The sequence below is a fragment of the Halorubrum aidingense JCM 13560 genome, assembly GCF_000336995.1.
Classification (GTDB): domain Archaea; phylum Halobacteriota; class Halobacteria; order Halobacteriales; family Haloferacaceae; genus Halorubrum; species Halorubrum aidingense.
This window is the reverse complement of the sequence record NZ_AOJI01000029.1, coordinates 79204-105204: the sequence shown is the minus strand read 5'-3', so window position 1 is coordinate 105204 and position 26001 is coordinate 79204. Positions and strand designations below refer to the sequence as shown.

The 26001-nt window shown below is 69.6% G+C and carries 20 protein-coding genes and 1 tRNA gene; 8 read left to right on the top strand and 13 right to left on the bottom strand.

Translation table 11 applies throughout. The annotated features are described in order from the left end of the window. The first annotated feature begins 22 nt into the window (after window positions 1-22). Window positions 23-1390, top strand: a complete 1368-nt coding sequence (locus C461_RS12555; RefSeq protein WP_152418401.1) for a PKD domain-containing protein — start codon at window positions 23-25, stop codon at window positions 1388-1390. A 179-nt stretch (window positions 1391-1569) separates the two neighbouring features. Further along, entirely contained in the window at window positions 1570-2391 is an 822-nt protein-coding gene (locus C461_RS12550) for an alpha/beta fold hydrolase (RefSeq protein ID WP_008001811.1), read from the top strand. Window positions 2392-2429: 38 nt separating this feature from the next. Here C461_RS12550 and C461_RS12545 read toward each other — a convergent pair. Then, window positions 2430-2503 (bottom strand) — tRNA-Lys (locus tag C461_RS12545). A gap of 147 nt (window positions 2504-2650) precedes the next feature. Here C461_RS12545 and C461_RS12540 point away from each other — a divergent pair. Continuing rightward, the gene (locus C461_RS12540) at window positions 2651-4009 is read left to right on the top strand and encodes a M20/M25/M40 family metallo-hydrolase (protein ID WP_008001810.1); all 1359 of its coding nucleotides are present in this window, start codon (window positions 2651-2653) and stop codon (window positions 4007-4009) included. On the opposite strand, the gene C461_RS12535 is transcribed toward C461_RS12540, so the two are convergent. Continuing rightward, window positions 3955-4650: a DUF7119 family protein gene (locus C461_RS12535; RefSeq protein ID WP_008001808.1), complete on the bottom strand. Its 696-nt coding sequence runs from the start codon at window positions 4648-4650 to the stop codon at window positions 3955-3957. The two genes, C461_RS12540 and C461_RS12535, sit on opposite strands and share 55 nt — an antisense overlap. Before the next feature lie 94 nt (window positions 4651-4744). Next, the gene (locus C461_RS12530) at window positions 4745-5872 is read right to left on the bottom strand and encodes a twin-arginine translocase subunit TatC (RefSeq protein ID WP_008001806.1); all 1128 of its coding nucleotides are present in this window, start codon (window positions 5870-5872) and stop codon (window positions 4745-4747) included. A 133-nt stretch (window positions 5873-6005) separates the two neighbouring features. Here C461_RS12530 and tatC point away from each other — a divergent pair, with 133 nt between their 5' ends. From tatC to C461_RS12515, 3 genes are all read left to right on the top strand, one after another. Beyond that, window positions 6006-8240, top strand: coding sequence for a twin-arginine translocase subunit TatC (gene tatC, locus C461_RS12525; RefSeq protein ID WP_008001804.1), 2235 nt, complete (start codon window positions 6006-6008; stop codon window positions 8238-8240). A 140-nt stretch (window positions 8241-8380) separates the two neighbouring features. Then, the gene (uvrA, locus tag C461_RS12520) at window positions 8381-11332 is read left to right on the top strand and encodes an excinuclease ABC subunit UvrA (RefSeq protein ID WP_008001802.1); all 2952 of its coding nucleotides are present in this window, start codon (window positions 8381-8383) and stop codon (window positions 11330-11332) included. 405 nt (window positions 11333-11737) lie between these two features. Further along, window positions 11738-12997 carry a magnesium transporter gene (locus C461_RS12515; protein ID WP_008001799.1) on the top strand — a complete coding sequence of 420 codons (1260 nt, stop codon included), beginning with the start codon at window positions 11738-11740 and terminating at the stop codon, window positions 12995-12997. A gap of 18 nt (window positions 12998-13015) precedes the next feature. Here the strand turns inward: C461_RS12515 and C461_RS12510 are convergent, their stop codons facing one another. Then, window positions 13016-15073: a MutS-related protein gene (locus tag C461_RS12510; protein ID WP_008001797.1), complete on the bottom strand. Its 2058-nt coding sequence runs from the start codon at window positions 15071-15073 to the stop codon at window positions 13016-13018. A gap of 147 nt (window positions 15074-15220) precedes the next feature. On the opposite strand from C461_RS12510, the gene larE reads away from it, so the two are divergent. Then, on the top strand, window positions 15221-16180 hold the full coding sequence (gene larE, locus C461_RS12505; RefSeq protein WP_008001794.1) for an ATP-dependent sacrificial sulfur transferase LarE: 960 nt from the start codon (window positions 15221-15223) through the stop codon (window positions 16178-16180). Between the two features lie 105 nt (window positions 16181-16285). After that, on the top strand, window positions 16286-16489 hold the full coding sequence (locus C461_RS12500) for a hypothetical protein (protein WP_008001792.1): 204 nt from the start codon (window positions 16286-16288) through the stop codon (window positions 16487-16489). 15 nt (window positions 16490-16504) lie between these two features. Here the strand turns inward: C461_RS12500 and argF are convergent, their stop codons facing one another. The 9 genes from argF to C461_RS12455 all read right to left on the bottom strand — a co-directional run bounded on the left by argF (window position 16505) and on the right by C461_RS12455 (window position 25937). After that, window positions 16505-17404 carry an ornithine carbamoyltransferase gene (gene argF / locus C461_RS12495; protein ID WP_008001790.1) on the bottom strand — a complete coding sequence of 300 codons (900 nt, stop codon included), beginning with the start codon at window positions 17402-17404 and terminating at the stop codon, window positions 16505-16507. Between the two features lie 147 nt (window positions 17405-17551). Then, complete coding sequence (locus tag C461_RS12490; protein ID WP_008001788.1) at window positions 17552-18748, bottom strand: [LysW]-lysine hydrolase; 1197 nt, start codon at window positions 18746-18748, stop codon at window positions 17552-17554. Next, window positions 18748-19875 carry an aspartate aminotransferase family protein gene (locus C461_RS12485; protein ID WP_008001786.1) on the bottom strand — a complete coding sequence of 376 codons (1128 nt, stop codon included), beginning with the start codon at window positions 19873-19875 and terminating at the stop codon, window positions 18748-18750. The genes C461_RS12490 and C461_RS12485 overlap by 1 nt, the downstream gene beginning before the upstream one ends. After that, window positions 19872-20780: an acetylglutamate/acetylaminoadipate kinase gene (locus C461_RS12480; protein ID WP_008001784.1), complete on the bottom strand. Its 909-nt coding sequence runs from the start codon at window positions 20778-20780 to the stop codon at window positions 19872-19874. The genes C461_RS12485 and C461_RS12480 overlap by 4 nt, the downstream gene beginning before the upstream one ends. Beyond that, window positions 20777-21826, bottom strand: a complete 1050-nt coding sequence (argC, locus tag C461_RS12475; protein WP_008001781.1) for an N-acetyl-gamma-glutamyl-phosphate reductase — start codon at window positions 21824-21826, stop codon at window positions 20777-20779. Before argC ends, C461_RS12480 begins: the two co-directional genes overlap by 4 nt. Then, window positions 21823-22710 (bottom strand): lysine biosynthesis protein LysX, encoded by an 888-nt coding sequence (gene lysX / locus C461_RS12470; protein ID WP_008001780.1) that lies wholly within the window; start codon window positions 22708-22710, stop codon window positions 21823-21825. Before lysX ends, argC begins: the two co-directional genes overlap by 4 nt. Window positions 22711-22751: 41 nt before the next feature. Continuing rightward, window positions 22752-22940 carry a lysine biosynthesis protein LysW gene (lysW, locus tag C461_RS12465; RefSeq protein ID WP_008001778.1) on the bottom strand — a complete coding sequence of 63 codons (189 nt, stop codon included), beginning with the start codon at window positions 22938-22940 and terminating at the stop codon, window positions 22752-22754. Between the two features lie 285 nt (window positions 22941-23225). Further along, complete coding sequence (gene argH / locus C461_RS12460; RefSeq protein WP_008001776.1) at window positions 23226-24698, bottom strand: argininosuccinate lyase; 1473 nt, start codon at window positions 24696-24698, stop codon at window positions 23226-23228. Continuing rightward, window positions 24699-25937, bottom strand: a complete 1239-nt coding sequence (locus C461_RS12455) for an argininosuccinate synthase (RefSeq protein ID WP_008001774.1) — start codon at window positions 25935-25937, stop codon at window positions 24699-24701. Between the last annotated feature and the right edge of the window lie 64 nt (window positions 25938-26001).

The following is a 26001-nucleotide window of genomic DNA, read 5'->3' as shown; positions in this document are numbered from 1 at the left end:
TGAAAGAACGGTGACAGACACGATGACTCAAGAACAGCGACAGACGCACGCACGCGGGCTACTGATCGTAGCTATCGCGCTGTGCGTTGCGATGAGCATGGTAGCCATCCCGTTCGGCGCGGGAACGGTTGCTGCACAAGACAGCCCGCCACAGCCGCCGCACCGCGTCTACGGTGACGTGGTCGACGACAGCGGTAACGCGGTCTCGGGCGTGACAGTCGAAGCCGTCTACGACGGCCAGACAGTCGCGTCCACCGAGACGAACGCCGACGGCTACTACGACTTCCAAGTCTCCAACGAGGACAACTCGCTGGAGGCCGGTGACGAAGTCGAAATCACGACCGACGGCGCCTCCGACACGATCGAGTGGCAGTCGGGCGCCGCCGAACGACTCGATCTCTCCGGTGCAAACGCACCGGATGACGGCGGCGACGGCAGTACGGATGACGGCGGAGCCGACGACGACACGGATGACGACGGCGCCAGCGGCGGTGGCGGCGGTGGCGGTGGCGGCGGCGGTGCCGGCACCGGTGACGGCCCGGACACCGACGCCGAACCGCCGGAGCCGCCGGCTGACGTCGACGTCGAGTCCGACGAGACGGCCGACCTCGCGTTCGATTCGGAGACCGGCCAGACGACGGCCACGTTCAGCGAGGACAGCGCCGTCGCCTCGGTCGCCTTCGACTTCGAGACGGACGGCACGGTCAACGCCCGGACGCTGAGCGCGGCGCCCGACGAGACCGGTCCCGCGCCCGGCGCGGAGGCCGCCGTCTCGCAGATCACCGTCGGCGATTCGCTGACGAACAACGCGGCGACGATCCGAAAGCGGGTCTCGCAAGACCGGCTCGACGAGATCGGCGCCCCGGCCGAAGACCTCACCGCCTTCCGCTTCGCGGACGGCGAGTGGCAGGCCCTCGACACCGACGTCGTCGAGGAGACCGACGCCGGCGCGACGGTCGAGTTCGAGACGCCCGGCTTCTCGTACTTCGCGGTGAGCGCCACCGGCGAACCGACCGCGGCGTTCGACGCGCCCGGCGAAGTCGACGCGGGCGACGACGTCGAACTCGACGCGTCCGCGTCCGAGGACGAGTACGGCGAGATCGCCTCGTACGACTGGTCCGTCGGCGGCGAGAGTCTCAGCGGCGAGACCGCCACGACGACTCTCGACGACGCCGGCGATGTCGACGTCGAGCTGACCGTCACGAACGACGCCGGCGAGACCGACACGACGACCCAGACGATCTCCGTGCTGGAGACCGGCGATGGCGACGGCACGGCCGACCCGACGCCCGAGGATGACGGCCTCCCGGTCGGCCTCATCGGCGGCATCGTGGTCCTGCTGCTGGTCCTCGTCGGCCTCGGCGTGTTCGCCCGCGGACAGAACGACTAACCACTGCCGGCCCGGCCGGCGGCCTGTTGCGGTTTTTTGACGACCGATCTACAGCACGCAGCCTGCGCCTCTCTTTCCCCCGGCTTCAACGCGCGTGAGGCCCCTCAGTGCGTCACCGTTGTGTTCGTTCGAGCACAATTTCCTTATCCTCTCCCCGAGAAGTCCGAGCCGGTCCTCTCATGACGGCCCCAACTGCGCGTCTCCGGACCGACACGTACACCCTCTCCGACGGACGAACGCTGTCGTTCGCTACCGGTGGTGATCCGAGCGGCCATCCGATCATCGTTCATCACGGCACCCCGGGGTCGCGACTGTTCGGGGCGCTGCTGGCGGCGCCTGCAACTGAGATCGGAGCTCGAATCCTCGTGCCCGACCGTCCGGGATACGGGCGCTCGTCGCCGCCACCGGCGGGGTGGACGTGGCGGGACTGGCCAGACGATCTAGCAGAACTCCTCGACGCGGAGGCGATCGATCGGGCCGGTCTCGTTGGCTTCTCCGGCGGCGGTCCCTTCGCGCTCGCGGCCGCAAACGGCGACTGGGCGACCCGGGTCGGCCTGATCAGTACCGTGGTTCCCCCGGCCGAGAACGCCCTCTCCGCGCTCGGATCGATCCCGTTCGCGCTGCGCATCGTGTTTCGACTCTCGAAGGCGCTAACCTCGGTCGCCGGGCCGACCCCGATCGTGTCGCAGTACACGGACCGGTCCGTGTCGGACTCGGTCGCCGAGGCGGTGAACGCTGATTTTCACGAAGCCCTCAGACGAGACGCGAGAGCGGTCGAACGAGAGAGCCGGGCGTTCGCGAGCGCGTCGTTCGATCCGACACCGCCGGACGTGCCGGTCCGTGTCTGGCACGGGACACGAGACGAGAATACTCCTCTCTCGCCCGTCCGGACTTTCGTTCGAGAGTCCGAAGCGACGTTAACCACCGTCGAGGCCGACCACCTCGGAACGCTCCTCGACCGGCAGCGGGACGCGCTGGTGTGGATCGGCGCGGACTGGTGACTCCGGAACAGAAGTCGCTCCCGTTGGTCGCAGGAAAACGGGCCGGGAGGGATTCGAACCCCCGACCGTCCGGTTAAAAGCCGGACGCTCTCCCTAACTGAGCTACCGGCCCAGACACGAACGGCTACGAGCAGACCACGGATAAACGTTTAGAAACCGCCCGCAGCAAGGGGGCCACCGCGGCGACCCCGCCACCCCCGCCCTAGCCCGCTCCGGCCCGACCCGAAACGGTTTCCGAGCCCCCGCCGTCGCCGCAGGTATGGACTTCGACATGCGCGCGTTCGCCGCCGACCTCTGTGGGTTCGCCTCGACCGCCGGCGAAGAGGCGGCGGCCGCCGACTTCGTCGAGAACCGGCTGGCCGACCTCGGCTTCGAAACGTACGCGTGGGACGCCGACGCCGACCGCCTCGCGGACCACCCGTCATTCCCGGACGACCTCACCGCCGCCGACGTGGCGGGGCGCCGGAGCGTCGCCGGCGTGCTCGCGCTGGGCGGGGCCGACGGCTCGGGCGGCACTTCCACTCCCACGATCGTCTTGAACGGACACATCGACGTCGTGCCCGCCGAGCCCGCCGAGTGGTCGAGCGACCCCTTCGAACCGGTGTGGAGCGAGACCGAAGACGAGCGCGAGGGCGGCCGGACGGGAACCGAAACCCTCACCGCGCGAGGCGCGGCAGACATGAAGTCGGGCGTCGCGGCGTGCGTCGGTGCGGCCCTCGACGTGCGCGAACGGGTCGAACGGGGGGCGGCCGATCTGCCCGAGGCCGGCCTCCGGGTCGTCGTCGAGGCGGTCGCGGGCGAGGAGGACGGCGGATACGGCGCGGCGACCGCGGCGCTCTCGAACCCCTACCCCTTCGAGCGCGACGCGGCGATCGTCGCGGAGCCGACCGAACTCCGACCCATCGTCGCCTGCGAGGGGTCGCTGATGGCGCGGCTGGAGTTGACCGGGCGGAGCGCGCACGCGGCCACGCCCTGGCGCGGCGAAGACGTGCTCCCGCGGTTCGAGGCGATCCGCGGGGCGTTCATGGACCTCGAAACGGAGCGGGGCGAGTCGGTGACGCACCCCCTGTACGGCGAGTTCCCGGTGCCGTGGCCGGTCGTCTGCGGAACGGTCACCGCCGGCTCGTGGGCGTCGACGGTACCGGCGACGCTTGCCGCTGAGTTCCGGATCGGCGTGGCGCCCGGCGAGACCGTCGACGAGGTCGAGGCGGCGTTCCGGGCGCGACTCGACGAGGTGGTCGCCGACGACCCGTGGCTCCGCGAGCACCCGCCGACGTTCGAGCGGTTCTCGGTGCAGTTCGAACCCGCCGAAATCGCCGTCGACGAGCCGATCGTCGAGGCGGCTCGCGCGGGACTCGTCGAGGCCGGCGTCCCGGACGCGGAGCCGACCGGCGCCACCTACGGCGCGGACTCCAGACACTACGTCGCGGCGGGGATCCCGACGGTGCTTCTGGGGCCCGGAAGTATCACCGAGGCGCACTACCCGGACGAGACGATCGCGTGGGAGGAGGTGAAAGAGGGACGCGAGGCGATCGCGAACGCGATCGTCCGGTTTGCAGCGGATTACGCCGACCGGCGCGAGTCGGGGTCGGCGTCGCCGGCACCGTCGTCGAAGTAATCGTCGAGCGCCTCCGCCACGAGGGCGCCGGGCTCGACGTTGCGGTTCGAGGCTCGTCGCCTGAGTTCCACGTAGGTGTCGAGCGGGAGCCGGAGGTCGACGTGGCCGAGGTCGACGCCCGCCTCGCGGACCGCGCTCTCGACGTCGCTCCCGTCGTTGACCGCGGAGGCGATCGATCGAACCTCTCGGACCGTGAGGTCGCCGTCGATGGTCGCCCACGCGAGGAGGTAGCGGTCGGTGCCGCCGAGTCGGGCGATATGTTTCGCGGCGCTCGGCGCGATCCGCCCGTTCGCGACCTGTCGGCGGATCGCCTGCGGGAGGTCGTGGACCCGCGCCCACTTCCGGATGAACGCCACGGAGACGCCGTCGCCGGCGCGCGCGGCCGCCTGTTTATACGAGCCGACCCCGCGAACGAGGGCCGCGCACGCCGCCGCCCCCCGGAGCATCAACACGTTGTCGTCGTCGCCGACGTCGCCGGCCGCGAAGCGGCCCACGGTCTCCGCGGCCTCGGCGACGCTCTCGGGGTCGTTCGGGTCGAACCCGACCGCCTCGGCGGCTCGGTCGCCCGTGACGGCCGGGTCCGACCGGACGACGGGCTTGCCGACGGGGGAGCGCCGGTCGGCGCGTGAATCCTCGTTCATACCACTCTGTACGAGTGCGCGCACATAAGCGACCGGCACCGGGGCAGGTTTCGCTCACGACCGCGACGCCGCGGGCGGACGGTCGCGGACCCGACTAGTTCCCGGTCCAGCGCAGGATCGCCAGCGTCCCCTCGTACAACACGATCATGGTGAGCGTCACGATGATCGGCGCCATCCCCGTCGGGTCCGGGCTGAACAGGAAGGCGATCCCGAGGAACGCGCCCCAGAAGATCAGCCGCTTCGCCTCCAGCCACTGCCGAGTGACGAGGTTCATCATGATCGCGAGCATGATGAAAAGCGGGATCTGGAAGACGATCGCCATGAACGCCAGCATGATCACGATCAGGTTGAACGTCTCTGCGAGCCCGAACGCGATCGTCGCGGCGTCGGCGCTGTAGGTGGTGAAATACGAGAAGATCGCCGGCAACACGAGGAAGTGCGCGAACGCGATCCCGATCCCGCCGAGCACGAGGCTCGTCGGCACCGCCGCGAGGTAGTAACGCCGTTCGTTCTCGTACAGCCCCGGTTTCATAAACCGGTACGTCTGGTAGACGAACGCCGGTAGCCCGACGACGACTCCCGCGAGTCCGGCGACTTTGAGCCGCGTGAGCGGGAGTTCGAGGGGCCCGTACAGCCGCGGTCGGTTCTCTACGGGCTCGGGGATGTGGTAGCTCCAGAAGTAGTTGATGAGCTCCGTCGACTCCGTGACGACCACGAGCGTCGCGAGTCCGCCGATGGCGAACACGACCGCGAGCCGTCGCATCATCTCCTCAATGTGGGCCGCCAGCGGCATCTCCTCGTCCGTCTCCGGCCCCTCGATGCCCTCGAACGATTCGTCGTCGACGGTCGCCGTCGCGCCGCCGTCGCCGGCGGCGGCCTCGATATCGTCGGGGCCCGGCTCATCATCGCCGTCGTCCTCGATATCGTCGGGGCCCGGCTCATCATCGCCGTCGTCCTCGATATCGTCGGGGCCCGGCTCATCATCGCCGTCGTCCTCGATATCGTCGAGGTCCTCTTCGCCGTCGCCGGTCGTGACCTCCGGCGTCACCTCGGCGGTCACCTCGGATTCGACGGTCGTCGACCCCTCGTCGCCGGAGCCGGCGTCCGCGTCGGACTCCGCAGAGTCGGCGCCGTCGTCGCCGCTATCGACCGTCCCGTCGTCGGCGACCGAGTCGTCTACCGGGTCCGAGGGCTCGTCACGCGACCGGTCCGAGTCGTCCATTCAGTTCATCTACGCAACCGGGTGACTATAGGCCTTTTCGGATAGTCGCGGGCGCGGTCGCCCGTCGCGACCCTCTCGCGGAGCGCGCACGCGGTCGAAAAGGTTGATAACGACGACGGACTTCGGATGCCGTATGGCGAGTGCCCTCGACGAGGATACCCAGCAGTCGCTCGCGGACGGTCGCGAGTCGGCGAAGGCGTTCCTTCGGTCGGTCCAGAAAGACCTCCAGAAGGTGTTTATCGTCTTCCTGTTGGGCTTTCTCGCGACGTTCTGGGCGCTCCGAATATACGTTTGGGACACGCTCAGGGGAATTACCGAGGCGAACATGGACCCCGCGGTCGCCGCGGAAGCCGACGTCATCGCGACGACGCCGTTCGAGGTGATCCTGCTGCAGGCGAAGATCGGGCTGATCGTCGGTGCGATCGTCGCGATCCCTCCGTTCATCTACGTTTCTCGGGACGAACTGCGCGCCCGCGGTGCGTGGCCGCGGTCGCCCGTCTCTCGCTGGAAGCTCGCGGCGATCGGCCTCCTCGGCGCCGGGCTGTTCACCGTCGGGGTCGCGTACGGCGTCTTCGCCTTCTTCCCGATCATGTTCTCGTTTCTGGCCGGATTCGGCCTCGAAGCCGGGATCCAGCCGACGTACGGGATCGTGATGTGGACGGAGTTCATCGTCTTCCTCTCGCTGTCGTTCGGGCTGGCGGGGCAGATGCCCCTGATGGTCACCGGCCTCTCCTACTCCGGAATCGTTCAGTACGAGACGTTCCGCGACAAGTGGCGCTACGCGGTCGTCGCCATCTTCGTTTTCGGGGCCGTCTTTTCGCCGCCGGACCCGTTCACGCAGCTGATGTGGGCGTTCCCGCTCATCGTGCTGTACGGATTCAGTCTCTATCTCGCGAAACTCGTCGTCACCGCCCAGCGGAGCTCCGACGGTATCCGGGTCCTCGGGTCGGTTCGGAACCACTGGAACGTCGTCGGCGGCGCGGCGGTCCTCGGCGGCGGACTCGTCTACGCCTTCTACGAGTACGGCGGCCGCGACGGCGCCAACGGTCTTCTCCGGTGGGCCAACAGCGACTGGCGCTTCCTCGAACCGGGCGCCGGCCTCGGCGTCGACCCCGTCACGGCCGCCGCGATCTACGCCGCCGCGTGGGGGATCGCGTTCGCACTCCTCGCGACGCTATGGGCGGTGTTCACCGATCTCGACACCACGAGCGCGGGGTACCAGTACGGCGACCCGACGGCGATCGACGTGAGCGAACTCGACGCCGCCGGCGTCCGCGCAGCCCCCGACGACGCCTTCGCGGAGATGGAGGAAGGGGAGTCGCTCGCGCTGGCGCAGGCCGCGATCGAGGACGACGACGCCGAGAAGGCGCAGGCGATCCTCGACCGCTTCGACGCGGTACACGACGGGGAGGACGGAGACGGTGACGGCGACGGCACGGACTCCAGCGGTGCGTCGGCGGGAGGCGGCTCGGGCGGCAGTGGCGGTGGGAGCGGCGGTCTCATGGGATCTGTGCAGGACCGGTCCTCCCGGGCGGGGTCCACGTTCCTCTCCGAACTCACCGACGGCGACGAGGAGGACGCCGAAGACGACATCGGCGGCTACTACAAGGACCTTCGGTTCATCTTCGACTCGGTCCGCTCGCGGTCGTTCCGGCTCGTCGCCGTCTTCTCGAGCGTGATGGCGCTCGTGTTCACGTGGCTGTACCTCGGCGGACTCGCGACGGTTCGAAACGACCTCGAACGGCGGGTTCCGGCGGAACTCGGCGGCGGGATCAACATCATCACCCTCCACCCGGTCGAGGCGCTGATCTTCATGGTGAAGTTCTCCGTGCTGCTCGGGCTCGTCGCGGTGTTCCCCTTCCTCCTGTATTACGCGTGGCCCGCCCTTCGCGAGCGCGGCTTCGTCGCCGGGCGGATCTACCAGGTGTACCTCTGGGCCGGCGCGCTGCTGACCGGGCTCGTCGGCGGCTTCGCGCTCGGCTACGCGTACATCGCACCGGGGATCATCGGGTGGCTCGTCACCGACGCCGAGCTGGCGAACATGATCATCACCTACCAGGTGAGCGACTTCCTCTGGCTCGTCGTCTACACGACGATCGGGATCGGGTTCCTCGCGGACATCCCGGTCGTGATGCTGCTTCTGAACAAGGCTGGCGTCCCGTACGACGTCTTCCGCGAGCGCTGGCGCGAGGTCACCGTCGGGACCATGCTGTTCGCGGCCGTGTTCACCCCGGCCGACGTGATCACGATGTTCCTCGCGACGCTCCCGCTGATGGCGGCGTACGGCGTCGGCGTCGGCGTCCTGTTCCTCGTCACGTTCGGTGGCCGTCGGAACCTCTCGCCGCCGGCCGACTTCGTCGGGCGCTGACCGAGAGGTCGCGCCGGGCGACCGTCCCACTGTGTGTCCACTGTGAGCCCACCGCGAGCCCGCGGACGCGGGCGACGACGATCCGTCAAACCGCCGAGACCGACGAGTATTCCCGCGCGCGCCCGTTACGAGCGGACAAGATGAGCAAGGACTACATCGAGGTCCGCGGCGCCGAGGAGCACAACCTCAAGGACCTCGACGTCCGGATCCCGCGCGAGGAGTTCACCGTCGTCACCGGGCTCTCCGGGTCGGGGAAGTCGTCGCTCGCGTTCGACACCGTTTACGCCGAGGGACAGCGCCGGTACATCGAGTCGCTGTCGGCGTACGCCCGCAACTTCCTCGGGCAGATGGACAAACCGCAGGTCGAGGCCGTCGAAGGGCTCTCCCCGGCGATCTCTATCGACCAGAAGAACGCCGCGAACAATCCCCGATCCACGGTGGGGACCGTCACCGAACTGCACGACTACCTCCGGCTCCTGTACGCCCGGATCGGCACCCAGTACGACCCCGTCACCGGCGAGGAGGTCGGCGAGCAGTCCGCACAGGACATGGTCGCGCAGATCCTCGAACTCCCCGAGGGGACCCGCGCGAAGATCGCGGCGCCGGTCGTCCGCGACCAGAAGGGCGCGTTCGAGGACCTGTTCGACGAACTCGTCGGCGACGGGTACGCCCGCGTCGAAGTCGACGGCGAGCCGCTCGATCTGACCCTCGACGACCCCGAACTCGACCAGAACTACGACCACACGATCGACGTGATCGTCGACCGGGTACAGGTGTCGCCTGACGCTCGCTCGCGGATCACGGACTCGGTCGAGACCGCCTTGGAGGAGGCCGGCGGCGCGCTCAAGCTGATCGTCCCGGACCCGCCCGAGGACGTGCCGTTCGCCTCGAACGCTCGGTCGACCGGGTCGCTGGCGGCGGACGCGGAGGGCGACGACCGGCTCGTCGTCGAGTTCTCCGAGGAGCTCGGCAACCCCAACTCCGACTTCCAGTTTTCCGCGATCGAGACCCGCTCGTTCTCCTTTAACAGCCCGTACGGCGCCTGCGCCGAGTGCGAGGGGATCGGATCGACGAAGGAGGTCGACGAGGATCTCGTCGTCGAGGACCCCTCGAAGCCCCTCAAGCACGTCTTCGAGCCGTGGAGCTACAACCGCACCTACTACTCCCGCCAGCTCGACAACGTCGCGGACCACTTCGGCGTCTCGCTTTCGACGCCCTTCGAGGAGTTGGACGAGTCGATCCGCCGGCAGTTCCTCTACGGCACCGACGACGTCGTTCACTTCGAGTGGACGACGAAGAACGGCACCCGCGAGAAGACCGAGCGGTTCGAGGGCGTGATCCCCAATCTGGAGCGCCGGCACGTCGAGACCGACTCCGAGCGCGCCCGCGACCACATCGAGGAGTACATGGCCGTGACGACGTGCCCGGAGTGCGACGGCACCCGACTCAAAACGCAGTCGCGACACGTCCTCGTCGACGGCACGCCGATCACCGAGGTGAACCGGCTCTCCATCGCCGACGCGCGCGCGCACTTCGAGGGGATGGAGGAGACGCTCTCGGAGCGCGAGACGACGATCGCCGCGGAGATATTAAAAGAGATCCGCGCGCGGCTCGGCTTCATGGAGGAGGTCGGCTTGGAGTACCTCACGCTCGACCGGGAGGCGTCGACCCTTTCCGGCGGCGAGAGCCAGCGCATCCGGCTCGCCACGCAGGTCGGATCGGGGCTCGTCGGCGTGCTCTACGTGCTCGACGAGCCCTCCATCGGGCTCCACCAGCGCGACAACGACCGCCTGCTCGACACGCTCTCCGGGCTGCGCGATCTGGGCAACACCCTCGTCGTCGTCGAGCACGACGAGGAGACGATGCGCCGGGCCGACCACGTGATCGACATGGGACCGGGGCCGGGCAAGCGCGGCGGCGAGGTCGTCGCGCAGGGCGACTTCGACGACATCGTCGCCGCCGACGAGTCGATCACCGCCGACTACCTCTCGGGCCGCAAGGAGATCCCCGTCCCGACGGAGCGCCGGGAGCCCGACGGCGAACTCGTGGTCCGGGGCGCCCGCCAGCACAACCTGACGGACGTCGACGTGCCGATCCCGCTCGGCACGCTCACGGCCGTCACCGGCGTCTCCGGCTCCGGGAAGTCGACGCTCGTCAACGACATCCTGTATAAATCGCTCGTCCGCGAGATGAACGACAACACCTCCGTCGACCCCGGCGACCACGACGGGATCGACGGGATCGACCAGATCGAGACGGTGCGGCTCATCGACCAGTCGCCGATCGGGCGGACGCCGCGCTCGAACCCCGCGACGTACACGGACGTGTTCGATCACGTCCGCGAGCTGTTCGCGGAGACCAAGCTGTCGAAGCGGCGCGGCTACGAGAAGGGTCGGTTCTCGTTCAACGTGAAGGGCGGGCGCTGTGAGGAGTGCGGCGGGCAGGGGACCGTCAAAATCGAGATGAACTTCCTCTCGGACGTGTACGTCCCCTGCGAGCAGTGCGGCGGCGCCCGCTACAACGACGAGACGCTCGACGTGGCGTACAAGGGCGCGACCATCGCCGACGTTCTCGACATGAGCGTCGAGGAGGCGTACGACTTCTTCGAGAGCCACCAGGGGCTCCAGCGCCGGCTGAAGCTCTTGAAAGACGTCGGGCTCGACTACATGGAGCTCGGACAGCCCTCCACCACGCTCTCCGGCGGCGAGGCCCAGCGCGTCAAGCTCGCCGAGGAGCTCGGCAAGAAGGCGACCGGCGACACGCTCTACCTGCTCGACGAGCCGACGACGGGGCTCCACAAGGAGGACGAACGCAAGCTGATCGACGTGCTCCACCGACTCGTCGACGGCGGCAACACGGTGGTCGTCATCGAACACGAGCTCGACCTCGTGAAGAACGCCGACCGCGTCATCGACCTCGGTCCGGAGGGCGGCGAGGGCGGCGGCGAACTGGTCGCCAGCGGCACCCCCGAGGAAGTGGCCCGCACCGACGCCTCGCACACGGGACGGTACCTGCGCGACCTGCTGCCCGACGTCGACATCGCCGGGCCGCGCGACGACCGCCGGAAGCCGGCGATCGCGGACGACGACTGAGCGTACAGCCACGGCGATGATGGAGTGCGGGAGTGGGTGACTCGATCCGATGGCGCAGTTCTTTATAAGTGGAGCAGCGGTGTTGCTGTCGGCTGTTTATAAATCGTTGAGCGCGGCCTAACTATGCCAACGCTCTAACCGTACCACACAGCACCGCGCCTCACGCCTCCCCAGCCTCGCGGCTCCCTTCGGTCGCCGCGTCCCTCGCGCTCGGATTCGCGCCGCAGTGCGGCGCTCACCGGAGCGCGCCACCGCCGATTCGTTTATCAATAGTCGTCGCCACCGCTCTCGGTCATTTATAAAATATGTCGGCAGCGGCGATCTGCGACATCCACTCCGGACGCGATGGAGAACTCCCCGAGGCGGCGTCGGTACCGTTTTGTGTGCCACCCGTACCCTACGTACATGGACAGCCAGACGGAGGCGGATCGGGAGACGATCGCCATGTCTCCGCGGCCCGGAGCGCGGTTCACGTCGCTGCCGGAGCGGGAGTGGCGCGACGCCTTCTTCGGGCTCACGGTCGACGTCAGAGCCGCGGTCGCGGCCGACATGAGCCGGGCGGAGCTGGAGTCGTTCCTCGACCGGCTCGACCCCGACGAGGTCACGGACGTGCTCGGCTACGTCGACGAGCCGACCCGCGAGACGCTGCTCGAGACGCTCAACGCGGCCCGCCGCGAGAAGGTCGATTTCCTGCTGTCGTTCGACCCCGAGAGCGCGGCCGGGGTGATGAACCTGGATTACGTCACCGTCGACGCCGGCCGGTCGTTCGAGGCGGTGACGGAACGCGTCCGACGCTTCGAGGAGCGGACCGGGCGGATGCCGACGATCTTCGTCACCGAAGACGACGCGCTCCTCGGCGAACTGCCCGGGGCGGCGCTCTCGACTGCCGATCCGGAGACGGACGTGCTCACCGACTACGTGCGAGAGACGCCGTCGGTCCGGTACGACCGCGCCGACGAGGACGTGTTGGCGGTGTTTCGACAGAACAGCGAGCGAACCGTCGCGGTGCTCGACGAGGACGACGGTATCTTAGGCGTGATCTACGGAAGCGACCTCCTGCAGCTGATCGACGAGGCCGCCGGCGAGACGCTGTACGAGTTCACCGGCGTCGCCGAGGCGGAGAGCGTTCTCGACGGTCCTCTCGTGAAGATCCGTCGGCGGTACAAGTGGCTCATCCTCAACCTCGCGACGGCGTTCATGGCCGCCGCGGTCGTCGGACTGTTCGAGGCGACGATCACCGCCGTCGCGATCCTCGCCGCGTACATGCCGGTCGTCGCCGGGATGGGCGGAAACGCGGGCACGCAGTCGATGGCGGTCACCGTCCGCGGCATCTCGCTCGGGCAGGTGTCGCTGTCGACCGGGAAGCGCGTCATCGCGAACGAGGTCGTCGCCGGCGCGGCGAACGGGATCATCACCGGCGCGCTGGTCGCCGTCGTCGCGACCGCCTTCTCGTACGGCGAGTTCGGGGTCCTGCTCGGCGCCGTGATCGGCGTTTCGATGGTCGCGAACCTCGTCATCGCCGGCTTCTTCGGCGCGCTCATGCCGCTCGTGCTCGACCGGTTCGGCCTCGATCCGGCGACGTCCGCCACGATCTTCATCACCACGGCGACCGACGTGCTGGGCTTCTTCGTCTTCCTCGGGCTCGCGGGGGCCGTGCTGTTGTGACGCCCCCGTGATCCGCGCTCAGAACTTCTCCAGTAGCTCCGCGTAAAAGTCGGTGTCGCGGTCGCCGGCGAGCTTCTCGACGATGAGCTCCGGCGTCGACCGCGCGAGGTGTCCCTTCCGCGGCGAGCGGTTCACGCGGAGTTCGCCGTCGACGAGACCCTCCGCTTCGATCCCGTCGACGGCCACGTCGAAGTCGGCGGCGGCGCGGATCTCGCGGGCCAGGTGCGAGACGAAGACGGCGGTCGCGTTCTGCCCGTCGAGCGCCTCAAGGATGCCCGCGATGATCTTCGCGGAGGCGCCCGGCTCCGTGATCGACTCAAGCTCGTCGACTAAGACGAGCCGGCCGTCCGCGCCCTCGACGAGGTCGCCGAAGTCCCGGAGGGTCGCCTCGAAGGCACCGGCGTCGAGGGTGCCCTGCGATTTCGCGTAGTAGTGGATCTCCTCGAAGCGCTCGACCGTGGCCGACTCGGCGGGGACGGGCATCCCCATCTGCGCGAGGACGACGACGAGCGCGACCAGATCGAGGGTGGAGGTCTTCCCGCCGGAGTTGACCCCCGAGAGGAGCGTCGCCCCGGAGACGGCGTAGTCGATCGCCTCGACGTCCGCGAAGTCGACGTCGAGAAGCGGGGAGCGCCCGCCCTCGATGCGGAAGCCGGGGGAGTCGCGGTCGGCCGCGGATCCGTCGCCGCCGACCGCGGACTCACCGCTCTCGCCCGGATCGACCACCGCCGGCATCACGCAGTCGAAGTCCCGGGTGAACGCCGCGATCGCCAGCTCCACGTCGAGTTCGAGAGCGTCTCGAACCAACGCTTCGACGGGCTCGCGGAGGTCGCCGAGGTCGCTCGCGAGCTCGGCCTTGAGCCGGGCGGCTCGGCGGTCCCGCGCGGCGGCCAGTTCGGTCCGGAGCCGCGAGACGGCCGTCTCGTCGTGGTCGACCGGGAACGAGGGGTCGTCGCCGAACACGCGGTCGGCGAGCTCCGCCTCCTCGGGCTCCAGTCTGAGCGCGTCGGCGAGGTGCTCGCGGGCGCGCGCCATCGCCGCGTCGTACTCGTCGGCCAGTTCGCGGTCCAAAAGGGAGTCGACGCGGGCCCCCTGCTCGACTAACGACAGGAAGTCCGTCCCCTCGATGGTGACGTCGCGCTCGCGGATCGCCTCGCGGAGCCGGTCGTCGGCGACGGACTCCGCCGTCGACACCGCGGCGTCGAGGTCGTCGACGGCGGCGGTGAGCCGCTCCAATTCGGCGTCGCCGACGATCGTCCCGTCGTCGTCGAGCCGCGAGAGCGCGTCTCTGAGCCGATCGATATCTGCCGCGGGGTCGCCGTCCGGCGAGACCGGCGTCCCCGTCGCGGCCGCCGCCTCGTGGACCGTCGCGGCCGCCTCCAGCCGATCGCGATTCGCGGCGAAGAAGGCGAGCAGGCGCTCCGGAACCGTCTCCGCGGGCGTTTCGAGGGCGTCGGGACGCACGTGGACGTCGCCCTCGACGTCGAGCCCGGCGAACGCCTCGTCGAGCACGATCACGGTCGCGTACGACCGGGCGAGTTCGGTAATGTCGCGGGCGTCCTCGACTGTCTCGACCGAGAGCTCGGGGACGGCCGCCTCCGCGCGAGCGAGCGTCTCGGCGTCGCCGCTGGCGAGACAGCGGTCGCGGACCCGGACGGTCGGCGGATCCGCGAGCGGCTCGACGCCCGCGAGCGCCTCGCGGACGGTCGGGTCGGGGTCGCGCTCCATCGCCGCCGCGACGAACGACTGCGCCTCGTCGATCCGCGAGGCCGACGCGCTCGGGTAGAACGTTTCCAGCCGTTTCGCGGCGTAGTCGGTGACGGTGCGCTCGCGCAGCAGGTCGATCGCCGAACGGTACACCTCGCGGGCGCGGTCTGTCGCGAGCACGCGCCCCGCGTCGTCGTGGCGGCGGCGGATCGCTCCGCGGGCGATGCGGGCCGCGCGGGCCTCGTTGACGCCCGGCGCGCGGGCGATCGCGGCGACGTCGCCGGACTCGACCGTCGCCAGCGGGTCGTCGAGCTCGCGCAACGCGGCGGCCGTCTTCGCGCCGACGCCGGGGATCGCCTCCAACTCCATCTACTCGCGGATATCGCGGCAACGCGCAAAAGGATAGGGGGTCGGCGGGCGGACGCGGAGGCGTTCCGGTCGACTGCCCCCACCCGGCCGTCTGCCCGGCCGACCGCGGCCGACGCGCTTTTTCCCGCCGGCCGCGAACCCGAGGCCATGAGTCAGGATACGCTCGCCGTCGACGGCGACGGCGAGGGAGGCGAGAACGGCGACGGACTCGCCCCGGAGACGGCGGCGAAGGCGCGGACCGCCCGCGAGGCGCTCGGCGAGCGCGACGGCGTCCTCGTCGCCTTCTCGGGGGGCGTCGACTCCGCGGTGGTCGCGGCGCTCGCGCGGGACGCGCTCGGCGAGGACGCGGTGGCGTGTACCGCGCGCAGCGAGACGCTGCCGGCCGCGGAGCTCGACGACGCCACCCGGGTGGCCGAGGAGATCGGGATCCGCCACGAGACGGTCACCTTCTCGGAGCTCGACGATCCGAACTTCGTCGCCAACGACGGCGACCGCTGTTACCACTGCCGGACGATGCGGCTCGGCCGGATGTACGACACGGCGAAGCGACTGGGGATCGGCACGGTCTGTGACGGGACCAACGCCGACGACCCCGGGGAGGGTCACCGGCCCGGGCTCCGCGCGGTCGAGGAGCTCGACGTGTTCTCGCCGCTTCTGGACGCGGATATCTCGAAACCCGAGGTCCGAGCGATCGCCGAGGCGTACGACCTGTCGGTCGCCGACAAGCCGTCGATGGCGTGTCTCTCCTCGCGGATCCCGACCGGACTGGAGGTCACCGAGGCGCGGCTGAGTCGCGTGGAGAAGGCCGAGCGAGTGCTCCGCGAGTGGGGCTTTTCGGGGTTCCGCGTTCGCGACCACGACGGGCTCGCGCGCGTCGAACTCGCGCCGGACGAGCTCGAGCGCGCGCTGGACCCCGCGTTCGCCGACGCCGTCCACGAGCACCTCACCGACCTCGGCTTCGAGTACGTCACCCTCGACATGGCCGGCTACCGAACCGGGAGCGTCAGCCCGGGGGGCGACGAGGCCGACGCGGATAGTGAGGTCGACGCGGATAGAGCGGCAGGCGACGGGACGAACGTCGATCTCGGGCGGCAGTACCCTAAGTAGCCCGGGCCAACGTCGGCGACCCCGCGAGGGCGTGCCCTCGTCGCCGTTATCACCCGAGAGAACCCGGCGCGAACGCTTATAAGGTCTGTTGAGGAATCGACAGCTATGAGCGAGGCACAGACGCTCGCGGTCATCGCCGGGGGCGTCGGCGGTGCCGTCGGCGCGTTCGTCGGGGTCACTATCGGCGGCGACGCGCTCACGGTGTCGCTGACGACGTTCGTCGTCGCGCTGCTCGTCGGCGGCGCGGTCGTCGCGAGCGCCGTCATCGCCGGCGACGTCGACTTTCTCACTAGCGCCGACGGGGAGTAGGGCGGTCCGGGCGACTCACTCCTCGTCGAGCAGTTCGACGAGCAGCGCGTTCTGCGCGTGCATCCGGTTTTCCGCCTGGTCCCACACCAACGCGCGGTCCGACTCTAACACGTCATCGGTGATCTCTTCGCCGCGGTGTGCGGGCAGACAGTGCATCACCTTCGCGTCGGTGCCGGCGAGGAGGTCCGCGTTCACCTGGAACCCGTCGAAGGCGGCGAGCTTCTCGTGTCGCTGGCCCTCCTGTCCCATCGAGATCCACACGTCGGTGTAGACGACGTCGGCGCCGTCGATCGCGGCCTCCGGATCGGTCGTCGGCTCCACGTCCGCGCCGAACGCGGCCGCGCGGTCGAAGACCTCGGGGTCCATCCCGTAGTCGGCCGGCGTGGCGACCTCGACGTCGATACCGGCCATCGCGGCGCCGACGACGAACGACTGCCCGACGTTATTTCCGTCACCGATCCACGCCACGGTGGCGTCCTCGCCGACGGTCTCGCGGATCGTGAGCAGATCCGCGAGCGTCTGACAGGGGTGCGCCTCGTCCGTGAGGCCGTTGATGACCGGGCAGTCGGCGTACTCGGCGAGCGTCTCGACGTCCTCGTGGTCGAACAGGCGGGCCATCACCCCGTCGACGTACCGGCCGAGCACGCGAGCGGTGTCGCGCAGCGGCTCGCCGTGGCCGAGCTGGATGTCGTCCGGTCCGAGGAACATCGCGTGGCCGCCGAGCCGCGTCATCCCCGTCTCGAAGGAGACGCGGGTGCGCGTCGAGGGCTTCTCGAAGATCATCCCGAGCGTGGCGTCCGCCAGCCGGGGATCGGTCTCTCCGGCCTTCATCGCGGCGGCGCGGTCGAGCAGGGCGTCCAGTTCGGCGGGCGTCACGTCGTCGATGTCGAGGAAGTCGTCGGTAGCGAGTGGCATTGGATGTGTGTGGTGGATGTGGGTGGATGTGGGTGGATGTGTGGTGGCCGTCGGCGGTCGCGGTGCGGTGACAACGGTGCGATCAGTCGTCGGTCGCGAGGCGCGTCGATTCAAAAGAAGCCGGCGTCGCGGCCCGCGCCGCGACGCCTACGGTCGGTCCCGACAGACGTCGCTCAACACGGTCGTCGCCCGGTCCAGGTCCGAGAGCGGGAGCCGCTCGTCGGGCGCGTGGTCGAGATCGGAGTTGCCCGGGCCGTAGGTGACCATCGGGCAGTCCCACGCGGCCGCGAAGAGGTTCATGTCGCTCGTCCCGGTCTTGCGCAGCAGGCGAACGTCGCCGCCGGCGCCGCGGATCGCGACGCGGAACGCCCGGGCCAACTCCGTCCGGGGGCTCTCCATGACGGGGGGGATCGGCTCCTTCCAGTGGACCGATCCGGTCGACAGCTCCGTCTCCGCCAGCTCGTGGATCTCGTCGACGGTCCGGTTCGGCGGCACGCGAAGCTGCACGTCCATCGTCGCCTCGACCGCGAGCCCGTCGTCGGTGAGCCCGCCGTCGAACGAGACGGGCTTCGTCGTCACCTGCTCGAACACCGGCGTGTCGGGGTCGGCCGGGTCGAACGTCTCTTCGACGCCGTGCCACCAGTCGATCGCGTGCTGGATGGCGTTCGGCTCCGGCCGGGAGGTGTGGCCGGACTCGCTCGTGTTCACGTACGTGCCCGCGAGGAACCCGCGGTAGCCGAGCGTGATCCCGTCCCAGCCGGAGGGCTCGCCGTTCACCACGGCCTCGGGGGCGTCGCGGTCCTCGACGAGGAACCGGGCGCCCCGCGAACTCGTCTCCTCGCCGCTGACGCCGACGAACGAGACGCCCGTTTTGACCGCCGCGACCGCCATCGAGACGAGGGGACCGGTGGCGTCCACCGAGCCGCGCCCCCAGAGCACGGGCTCGCCGGGCTCACCGACCTCGTCGTCCTCGGTGGCCGGCTTCACTTCGACCGGGATGTCGCCCGGAACCGTGTCGATGTGCGAGGTCAGGAGGACGGCGTCGCTGGCGGGCGCGCGAACGTTCCCGACCTCGTCGATCCACGCCTCGCGGCCGTTGGCCTCGAAGAAGTCGACGAGGCGCTTCGCCGCCTGCTCCTCCTCGCCGGAGGGAGAGGGGATAGACACCATGTCGTACAGCAGCTTCCGGGCCGGCGTGTCGCAGGCTTCGGGGTACCCACCGCCGGCGACGACGTCGGTCCCGGCCGCAGACGACTGGGTCTCGGACGATTCGCTCCCGGACGAGTCGGTCTCTGAGGACTCGGCGGTCGAGTCGTCACCCTCCCGCTCCTTCCCGGTCGACATCATCCGACCACCTCTTCGATGGCGTCGACGACCGCGTCGGCGTGCTCGCGCTCGATCGTCAGCGGCGGGAGCAGCCGCAACACGGTGCGGCCCGCCGGCAGCGCGAGGATCTGGTGGTTGATCGCCAGGTCGCGAAGCAGGCGGTTCGAGCCGCGCTTCACTTCGATGCCGATCATCAGCCCGTCGCCGCGGACGTCGCGGACGTCGTCGCCGAGGCGGGCTTCGATCTCGCCGCGGAGGTACGTTCCCATCTCCTCGGCGTGCGCCGGGAGGTCCTCGCGCTCGATGACGTCGAGCGTGGCTCCCGCGGCCGCGGCGATCGCGGGGCCGCCGGAGAACGTCGATCCGTGGTTTCCGCAGTCCTCGGCGATCCAGTCGCGACACAGCGTCGCGCCGATCGGGAGTCCGCTGGCGAGCCCCTTCGCGGTCGTGAGCACGTCGGGCACCACGTCGTGGTGGTCGGCCGCCCACAGCGACCCGGTGCGGCCGAGCCCGGTCTGGATCTCGTCGAGGATCATCGCGGCTCCGGCGTCTGCCGTCGCCTCGCGGACCGCCTGCAGGTACTCGGTGGGTGCGGGGTTGATCCCGCCTTCGCCCTGCAGCGGTTCGAGAATCACCGCGGCGGTCTCCTCGTCGACGGCCTCGCGCATCGCCTCGGCGTCGCCGTACTCGACGAACTCGACGCCGCCGGCGAGCGGCTCGAACCCCTGTTTGTACTTCTGTTTCCAGGTGGTCGCGAGCGCGCCCATCGTCCGGCCGTGAAAGCCCTGGGTCGTCGCGACGATCTTCTCGCGGCCCGTCGCGTGCCGGGCGAACTTCAGGGCGGCCTCGTTGGCCTCGGTCCCGGAGTTACAGAGCCAGACGTTGTCGACGTCGCCGGGTCCGGCCGCTGACAGTTGCTCGTACAGCGCGGTCCGCGCCGCGTGCGGGTACGACGCCTGCACGTACATCAGCTCCTTCAGCTGGCTCGTCGCGGCGTCGACGACCTCGGGGTGGCAGTGCCCGACCGGGGTACACGCGTAGCTCGCGCCGAAATCGAGGTACTCGGTCCCGTTCGCGTCGGTGAGGTGAACCCCGTCGCCCGAGGCGATCTCGATCGGTTTCTCGGAGAAGACGAAGCCGCTCATGCGGACTCACCTTCCGTTTCGACCGATTCAGCGATCGCGGCGCGCTCGATCGTCGTCCCCGCGCCGCCGAGTGCGGCGACGATGGGGTCGTTGACGTTGGCGTCCGCGACGATCACGCGCCCGGAGCCGCCCGAGAGCGCCTCTTTGGCGGCCATCACCTTCTTGCCCATGAAGCCCTCGGCGGCGGCTTCGACCGCCGCCAGTTCTTCGGGCGTCGCCGCCGACTCGATCAGCGTGTCGGGGTCCTCGGGGTCCGCGTACACGCCGGCCACGTCCGTCAGCAAGACGAGGTCGGCGTCCAGCGCGCCCGCGACCGCGGCGGCCGCCCGGTCCGCGTCGGTGTTGACCGGCGTGACGCCGCCGTCGCTCTCTTTCCCCTCCATCGGGGGCGAGACGACGGGGGTGTAACCGTCCTCGAGCAGGCCGCCGAGCAGGTCGGCGTTCACCGACTCGATCCGCCCGGAGTGCTCGCCGCGACGGATCTTCTTTTTGCCGTCCTCGACCACTCGGACCGCCGACTTGCGCGGGCCCGAGAGGAGCCCGCCGTCGACGCCCGAGAGGCCGACCGCGTCGACGCCGGCCTCGCGGAACAGCGCCGTCAACTCGGTGTTGAGCGTGCCGGCCATCGCCATCGTGAACGCCTCCATCGTCGCCGCGTCGGTGAACCGACCGGTGACGCCCGAGGCGGACTCGACGTACTCCGGCTCCATGCCGAGCCGCTCTATCGTCTCGTCGACGACGGTCGAGCCGCCGTGGACGACGACGACCCGCCGACCGTTCGCCGCGAGGTGGGCGACGTCGCCCACCGCGCCGGCCGGGTCGACCGCCTTCGCGCCGCCGATCTTGACGACGACGGGCGGCTCGTCGACGGGCGCGACGCCGGTGTCGGTCCCTTCCTCGCTCATGGCGATCCCACGGGGTGGAGCCCCTGGAACTCGAGGCCCGCGGTCTCGGGCAGCCCGAGCGCGACGTTCGCCGCGTGGACGGCCTGTCCGGCGGAGCCTTTCATCATGTTGTCGATCGCCGAGAAGACGACGACGCGCCGGTTGCCGGGGTCGAGCTCGAAGCCGACCTCGCCGTAGTTCGTGCCGGCGACCGCCTTCGGCTCGGGGTAGCGGTAGACGCCGCCCCCGCCGGAGACGATCCGCATGAACGGCTCGTCGGCGTAGGCGCCGCGGTACGCCTGCCACAGGTCCGCCTTCGAGACGGGCTCGTCGGGGAAGACGTGGCAGGTCGCGCTCGCGCCGCGGACCATCTCGACCGCGTGAACGGTGAAGGAGACGTCGAGTCCGAGGTACGCCTCGATCTCCGCCTCGTGGCGGTGGCCGGTCGGGGCGTAGGGACGCACGACGCCCGAGCGCTCCGGGTGCGAGGAGGCCGCGCCGCCGCCGGCGCCGCCCTCCGAGGAGCCGACCTTCACGTCGACGACGACCTCGCCGGTATCGGGGCCGAGCGCGCCCGCGTCGACGAGGGGCTTGAGCCCGAGCATCGTCGCGGTCGCGTTACAGCCCCCGCCGGCGATCAGGTCGGCGCCGGGGAGGTTCTCGCGGTTGATCTCGGGGAGCGCGTACTCAGCGCGCTCCAGGTACTCGGGCGCGGTGTGCCCGTCGTACCACTCGTCGTACAGCTCGGCCTCGGGCAGCCGGAAGTCCGCCGAGAGGTCGACGACCGTGTCGGCCGCCTCGAAGTACTCGTCGACCTGTCCCATCGAGACGCCGTGCGGCGTCGCCGAGAAGAGCACGTCGACGGACTCCAAGTCGTCCGGGTCCGAAAAGCGCAGGTCGAGCCCGCGCAGGTTCGGGTGCGAGCGGCCGACGGTCATGTTGTCGGCAGACCGAGACGTGGCCTGCACGACCTCGAAGTCGGGGTGGCCCGAGAGGAGCCGCAACAGCTCGCCGCCGGTGAAGCCGGTGCCGCCGACGACGCTCGCGGTGTAGGTCTCGTCCGTCATGCCGTGACCTCCTCGCCGTCGGCCGCCGCAGCCGCCTTCGCCTCCAGCCAGTCGACGACCTTCGCGGGCACGTCGACGTCGGTGGTGGCGTCCAGCGCCTTGAACTCCACCGTGTGGTTCACCTCGTGTACGGTGTACTCGCCGGAGCCCTCGCCGCCGACCTCCATCAGGTCGACGCCGAGCAGCCCGTCACCGACCGCCTCGCTCGCGCGCTCGACCAGTTCCAGCGCGCGGTCGTCGAGGTCGAACGGCTTCGTCTCGCCGCCCTTCGCGGCGTTCGTGAGCCAGTGGTCGGACGACCGAGTCATCGCGGCGATCGGCTCGCCGTCGACCGCCAGCGCGCGGATGTCGCGGCCGGGCTTGTCGACGAACTCCTGGATGTAGAACACCTTGTGCTCGTAGTGGCCGAGCGTCTCCTTGTGCTCTAAGATCGCCTCGGCGGCGTTCCGCGAGTCTATCTTCGCCATCAGCCGGCCCCACGACCCGACGACGGGCTTGAGCACGCAGGGGTAGCCGAACTCCTCGATCGACTCCATCGCGGCCTCCTTCGTGAACGTGACCTCCGTCGCGGGCGTCGGCACGTCGGCCCGCGCGAGCGCGAGCGAGTTCTTCGCCTTGTCGGCGCAGATGTCGCCCGTCTCGGGCGTGTTCACGATGGGGACGCCGTAGCTGTCGAGGAACTGGGTCGCGTACAGCGACCGGCTCGTCGACAGACAGCGGTCGACGACGATATCGAGGTCATCGACGTTCGCGGTCGTCGAGTCGAGTCCGAACCGCTCTTTCCGGACGTCGATCTTCTCGACCTCGTGGCCGCGGTCGCGCAGTTCGCCGAGCAGCAGCTTCTCGTCTTTACGGATCCGCGAGTAGAGGATCCCTATTTGCATGTCGACCACTCGCGTGTCGCGGTCGTGGCGATCGTCGCCATCTACTCGCCCCAGTCCTCCTCGAGTTCGGGGGCCTCTTCCAACACGACGGGGTCAAGCGAGATGACCTCCAGCTCGGTCCCGGTGACCGGACTGTCGATGATCTCGCCGACCTCCACGTCGGCCGGAAGCTCGATCTCTTCGCCCGTAATCGGGTCCTCTGCCAGCACCGGGTCGGTGTCACTCGTCATCGTAGCTGGTACTCGACGGTGAACCCGCATAAACCCTTCGGACTTATAATTTAAATTACACTATGTAGACCGGCCGCTAACGGAACTGAATCGGTTATACAATCGCCGTGTGGAATCCGCTGTCAGATTCCAGTAGTGTTGTTGTCCCCTCGCGGGGACGGCGGCGCGATCGGCGGTCGCGGCTCGACCACCGATCGCACCGATCGTCGTCGTCGTCGCTGACGCCCGCGGATCTGCGGCCGTCGCAGTCCGGTCGGTCGCTCCGGCTCGGTCGTCGTCGCGGTCTCACACATACCCGGCCACCTCTGCGTCGAGCAGCTCGGCCGCGTCCGCGAGCGATTCGCGGCGCGCGGCCACCGCTTCCGCGTCGGTCTCGATCTCCGTCTCGGCCGCCGCGAGGTCGTCGGCCACCGTCTCGGGAGCGGGCCCTCCGGCGGAGTCGCGGCTCGCGACGCTGGTGGCTGGGTCGAGCGCCGACTCCACGTCCTCCCGGCTCACGTACGTCGAGAGGGGCTCGTCCGTGACCTTTCGAGTGGCCTCGTCAACTTTTGCGGCCGCCGCCTCCGCCGTGTCGTCGTCCGAGACGGTCTCCGCGGCCGTCGCGACGATCTCGTGAGCGGTCCGGAAGGGCATCCCGCCCATCGCGAGCAGGTCGGCGACCCCGGTCGCCGTCGAGAAGCCGTCGCCGGCGGCGTCCGCGAGCGCGGGCTCGTCCCAGTCGGCGGTCGCGACCGCGCCCGCGGCGATCGCCGTCGCCTCGCGCACGTCGTCCGCGATCTCGAACACGCCCGCGTGAGCGCGCTGGAGGTCGCGGTTGTACGCCCGCGGGAGCCCCTTCAGCAGGCTCAGCGTGCCGGTCGCCTCGCCGATCGCGTCCCCGGCGACGCCGCGGGTCAACTCCAGCGTGTCGGGGTTCTTCTTCTGGGGCATGATCGAGGAGGTCGACGCGTACGCGTCCGACAGCTCCACGACCCCCTTGTTCGAGAAGATGATGAGGTCCTCCGCGAGTCCCGACAGCGTCGTCGCGAGCGTCGCGCACGCGGTCGCCCCCTCCGCGAGGAAGTCGCGCGCGGAGGCGGCGTCCATCGAGTTGCGAACGGTCCCGTCGAACCCGAGCAGCTCGGCCGTCCGATCGCGGTCGACGTCGAAGGGCGTCCCCGCGAACGCGGCCGCGCCGAGCGGCGAGCGGTTGACGCGCTCGTACGCGTCGAGCAGCCGGGCGGTGTCGCGGGCGACGGCGCCCTCGTACGACAGCAGGTAGTGCGCGACCGTCGTCGGCTGGGCCGGCTGGAGGTGGGTGTAGCCGGGCATCACCGTCTCGGTGTGCTCGCTCGCCACGTCGACGAGCGCTTCGCGGAGGGCGAGCGTCGCCTCGACGGCCGCGAGCAGATCCTCGCGCAACCGGAACCGGATGCAGGTCGCGACCTCGTCGTTGCGCGAGCGCGCGGTGTGCATCCGGCCGCCGTCCGGGCCGATACGGTCGATGACGGCCGTCTCGATCGCCTCGTGGACGTCCTCGCCGTCGGAGAGGTCGCCGTGGCCGGCGTCCGCCACGTCGGCGAGCGCCGCGAGGATCTCGCCCGCGACCGCGTCGTCGACGATCCCCTGCTCGGCGAGCATCACCGTGTGCGCGCGGTCGACCGCGAGATCGGCCTCGAAGATGGCCGCGTCGGCCGCCAGGCTCGACAGGAATTCGCGGGCGGGGCCGCCGCTGAAGCGGTCGCGGCGGACGGCCGTGCCGGGGTCGTCGTCGGTCATTTAGTTCTCGTCGTCGCTTTCGTCCGTCTCGCCGGAGCCGTCGGTCGTCAGTTCGGGCTTCGAGACGCTCGCTTTCACGTCGTTCGCGAGGCGCTCCTGCAGCCCGTGGTACTTGGCGACGCCCGTCGCGTCCTCCTGGGCGATACCGGCGACGTCCTCGGTGTTGAACGAGGCCATCTCCTCGGAGTACACGGCGTACTCTGAGTCGCGAGCGACGACGCGGCAGTTGCCGCCCGAGACCTTCACGGTCGCCGTGCCGGTCACGACGTCCTGGGTCTCGTCGACGAACGCGTTCAGCGCGTCGACGACGGGCGCGAACACGAGCCCCTGGTACGCCTTCTCGGACCACTCCTGTTCGATCCCCTTCTTGAACGAGCGCTCGTTCTTGGTGAGAACGAGGTCTTCGAGGGCCTGGTGGGCCGTCAGCAGGACGGTCGCGGCCGGGTGCTCGTAGTTCTCGCGCACCTTCAGCCCGAGCATGCGGTCCTCCATCACGTCGGTGCGGCCGATGCCGTAGCCGCCGGCGTAGTCGTTGAGGTACTGGATGAGCGGAACGGGGTCCATCGCCTCGCCGTCGACGGCGACCGGGACGCCCTCCTCGAAGGCGATCTCGATGGTCGTCTCGCCTTCGGGCTCGGCGGTCCACTGGTAGATGTCCTCCGGCGGCTCGTAGTTCGGGTTCTCCAGCTTGCCGCCCTCGACCGCGCGCGACCAGATGTTCTCGTCGATGGACCAGACGCCGCCGTCGCCGGCCTCGACGGGCAGGTCCTTCTCGGCGGCGTAATCGATCTCCCACTCGCGGGTCAGGCCGAGCTCGCGGACGGGCGCGATCACTTCCAGGTCGGAGCCGCGCCAGACGGCCTCGAACCGGAGCTGGTCGTTCCCCTTGCCCGTGCAGCCGTGCGCGATGGCGTCACAGCCCTCGTCCTCGGCGACTCCGAGGATCGCCTCGGCGATGACGGGGCGCGCGAGGGCGGTCCCGAGCGGGTAGCCCTGGTACGTCGCGTTCGTCTTCACCGCGTCGAAACAGAGGTCCGCGAACTCCGCTTTCGCGTCGACGACGTGGAGGTCGAGCCCCAGCGCGTCGGCGGTCTCTTCGGCCTCGTCGAACTCCTCGGTCGGCTGCCCGACGTCGACGTTGACGCCGATGACCTCGTCGTAGCCGTACTCTTCTTTCAGTAGTGGTACACAGACCGTGGTGTCGAGTCCGCCGCTGAACGCGAGTGCAACGCTTGCCATTATCGGAGTAAAACAGCCTCTACCCCTTATATTCACCGGTTTAGATGACTCAATAAAAACGCAG

Excerpts from the sequence above, each read along its gene's own strand:
- C461_RS12550 (WP_008001811.1), top strand. The coding sequence starts at position 1,570 with ATGACGGCCCCAACTGCGCGTCTCCGGACCGACACGTACACCCTCTCC.
- tatC (WP_008001804.1), top strand. The coding sequence starts at position 6,006 with ATGGCGAGTGCCCTCGACGAGGATACCCAGCAGTCGCTCGCGGACGGT.
- lysW (WP_008001778.1), bottom strand. The coding sequence starts at position 22,940 with ATGACGAGTGACACCGACCCGGTGCTGGCAGAGGACCCGATTACGGGC.
- C461_RS12535 (WP_008001808.1), bottom strand. The coding sequence starts at position 4,650 with ATGAACGAGGATTCACGCGCCGACCGGCGCTCCCCCGTCGGCAAGCCC.
- C461_RS12480 (WP_008001784.1), bottom strand. The coding sequence starts at position 20,780 with ATGAGCGAGGAAGGGACCGACACCGGCGTCGCGCCCGTCGACGAGCCG.
- argC (WP_008001781.1), bottom strand. The coding sequence starts at position 21,826 with ATGACGGACGAGACCTACACCGCGAGCGTCGTCGGCGGCACCGGCTTC.
- C461_RS12555 (WP_152418401.1), top strand. The coding sequence starts at position 23 with ATGACTCAAGAACAGCGACAGACGCACGCACGCGGGCTACTGATCGTA.
- argH (WP_008001776.1), bottom strand. The coding sequence starts at position 24,698 with ATGACCGACGACGACCCCGGCACGGCCGTCCGCCGCGACCGCTTCAGC.
- C461_RS12485 (WP_008001786.1), bottom strand. The coding sequence starts at position 19,875 with ATGAGCGGCTTCGTCTTCTCCGAGAAACCGATCGAGATCGCCTCGGGC.
- C461_RS12540 (WP_008001810.1), top strand. The coding sequence starts at position 2,651 with ATGGACTTCGACATGCGCGCGTTCGCCGCCGACCTCTGTGGGTTCGCC.
- C461_RS12530 (WP_008001806.1), bottom strand. The coding sequence starts at position 5,872 with ATGGACGACTCGGACCGGTCGCGTGACGAGCCCTCGGACCCGGTAGAC.
- C461_RS12510 (WP_008001797.1), bottom strand. The coding sequence starts at position 15,073 with ATGGAGTTGGAGGCGATCCCCGGCGTCGGCGCGAAGACGGCCGCCGCG.
- lysX (WP_008001780.1), bottom strand. The coding sequence starts at position 22,710 with ATGCAAATAGGGATCCTCTACTCGCGGATCCGTAAAGACGAGAAGCTG.
- C461_RS12455 (WP_008001774.1), bottom strand. The coding sequence starts at position 25,937 with ATGGCAAGCGTTGCACTCGCGTTCAGCGGCGGACTCGACACCACGGTC.
- C461_RS12490 (WP_008001788.1), bottom strand. The coding sequence starts at position 18,748 with ATGTCGACCGGGAAGGAGCGGGAGGGTGACGACTCGACCGCCGAGTCC.
- C461_RS12515 (WP_008001799.1), top strand. The coding sequence starts at position 11,738 with ATGGACAGCCAGACGGAGGCGGATCGGGAGACGATCGCCATGTCTCCG.
- C461_RS12500 (WP_008001792.1), top strand. The coding sequence starts at position 16,286 with ATGAGCGAGGCACAGACGCTCGCGGTCATCGCCGGGGGCGTCGGCGGT.
- argF (WP_008001790.1), bottom strand. The coding sequence starts at position 17,404 with ATGCCACTCGCTACCGACGACTTCCTCGACATCGACGACGTGACGCCC.
- larE (WP_008001794.1), top strand. The coding sequence starts at position 15,221 with ATGAGTCAGGATACGCTCGCCGTCGACGGCGACGGCGAGGGAGGCGAG.
- uvrA (WP_008001802.1), top strand. The coding sequence starts at position 8,381 with ATGAGCAAGGACTACATCGAGGTCCGCGGCGCCGAGGAGCACAACCTC.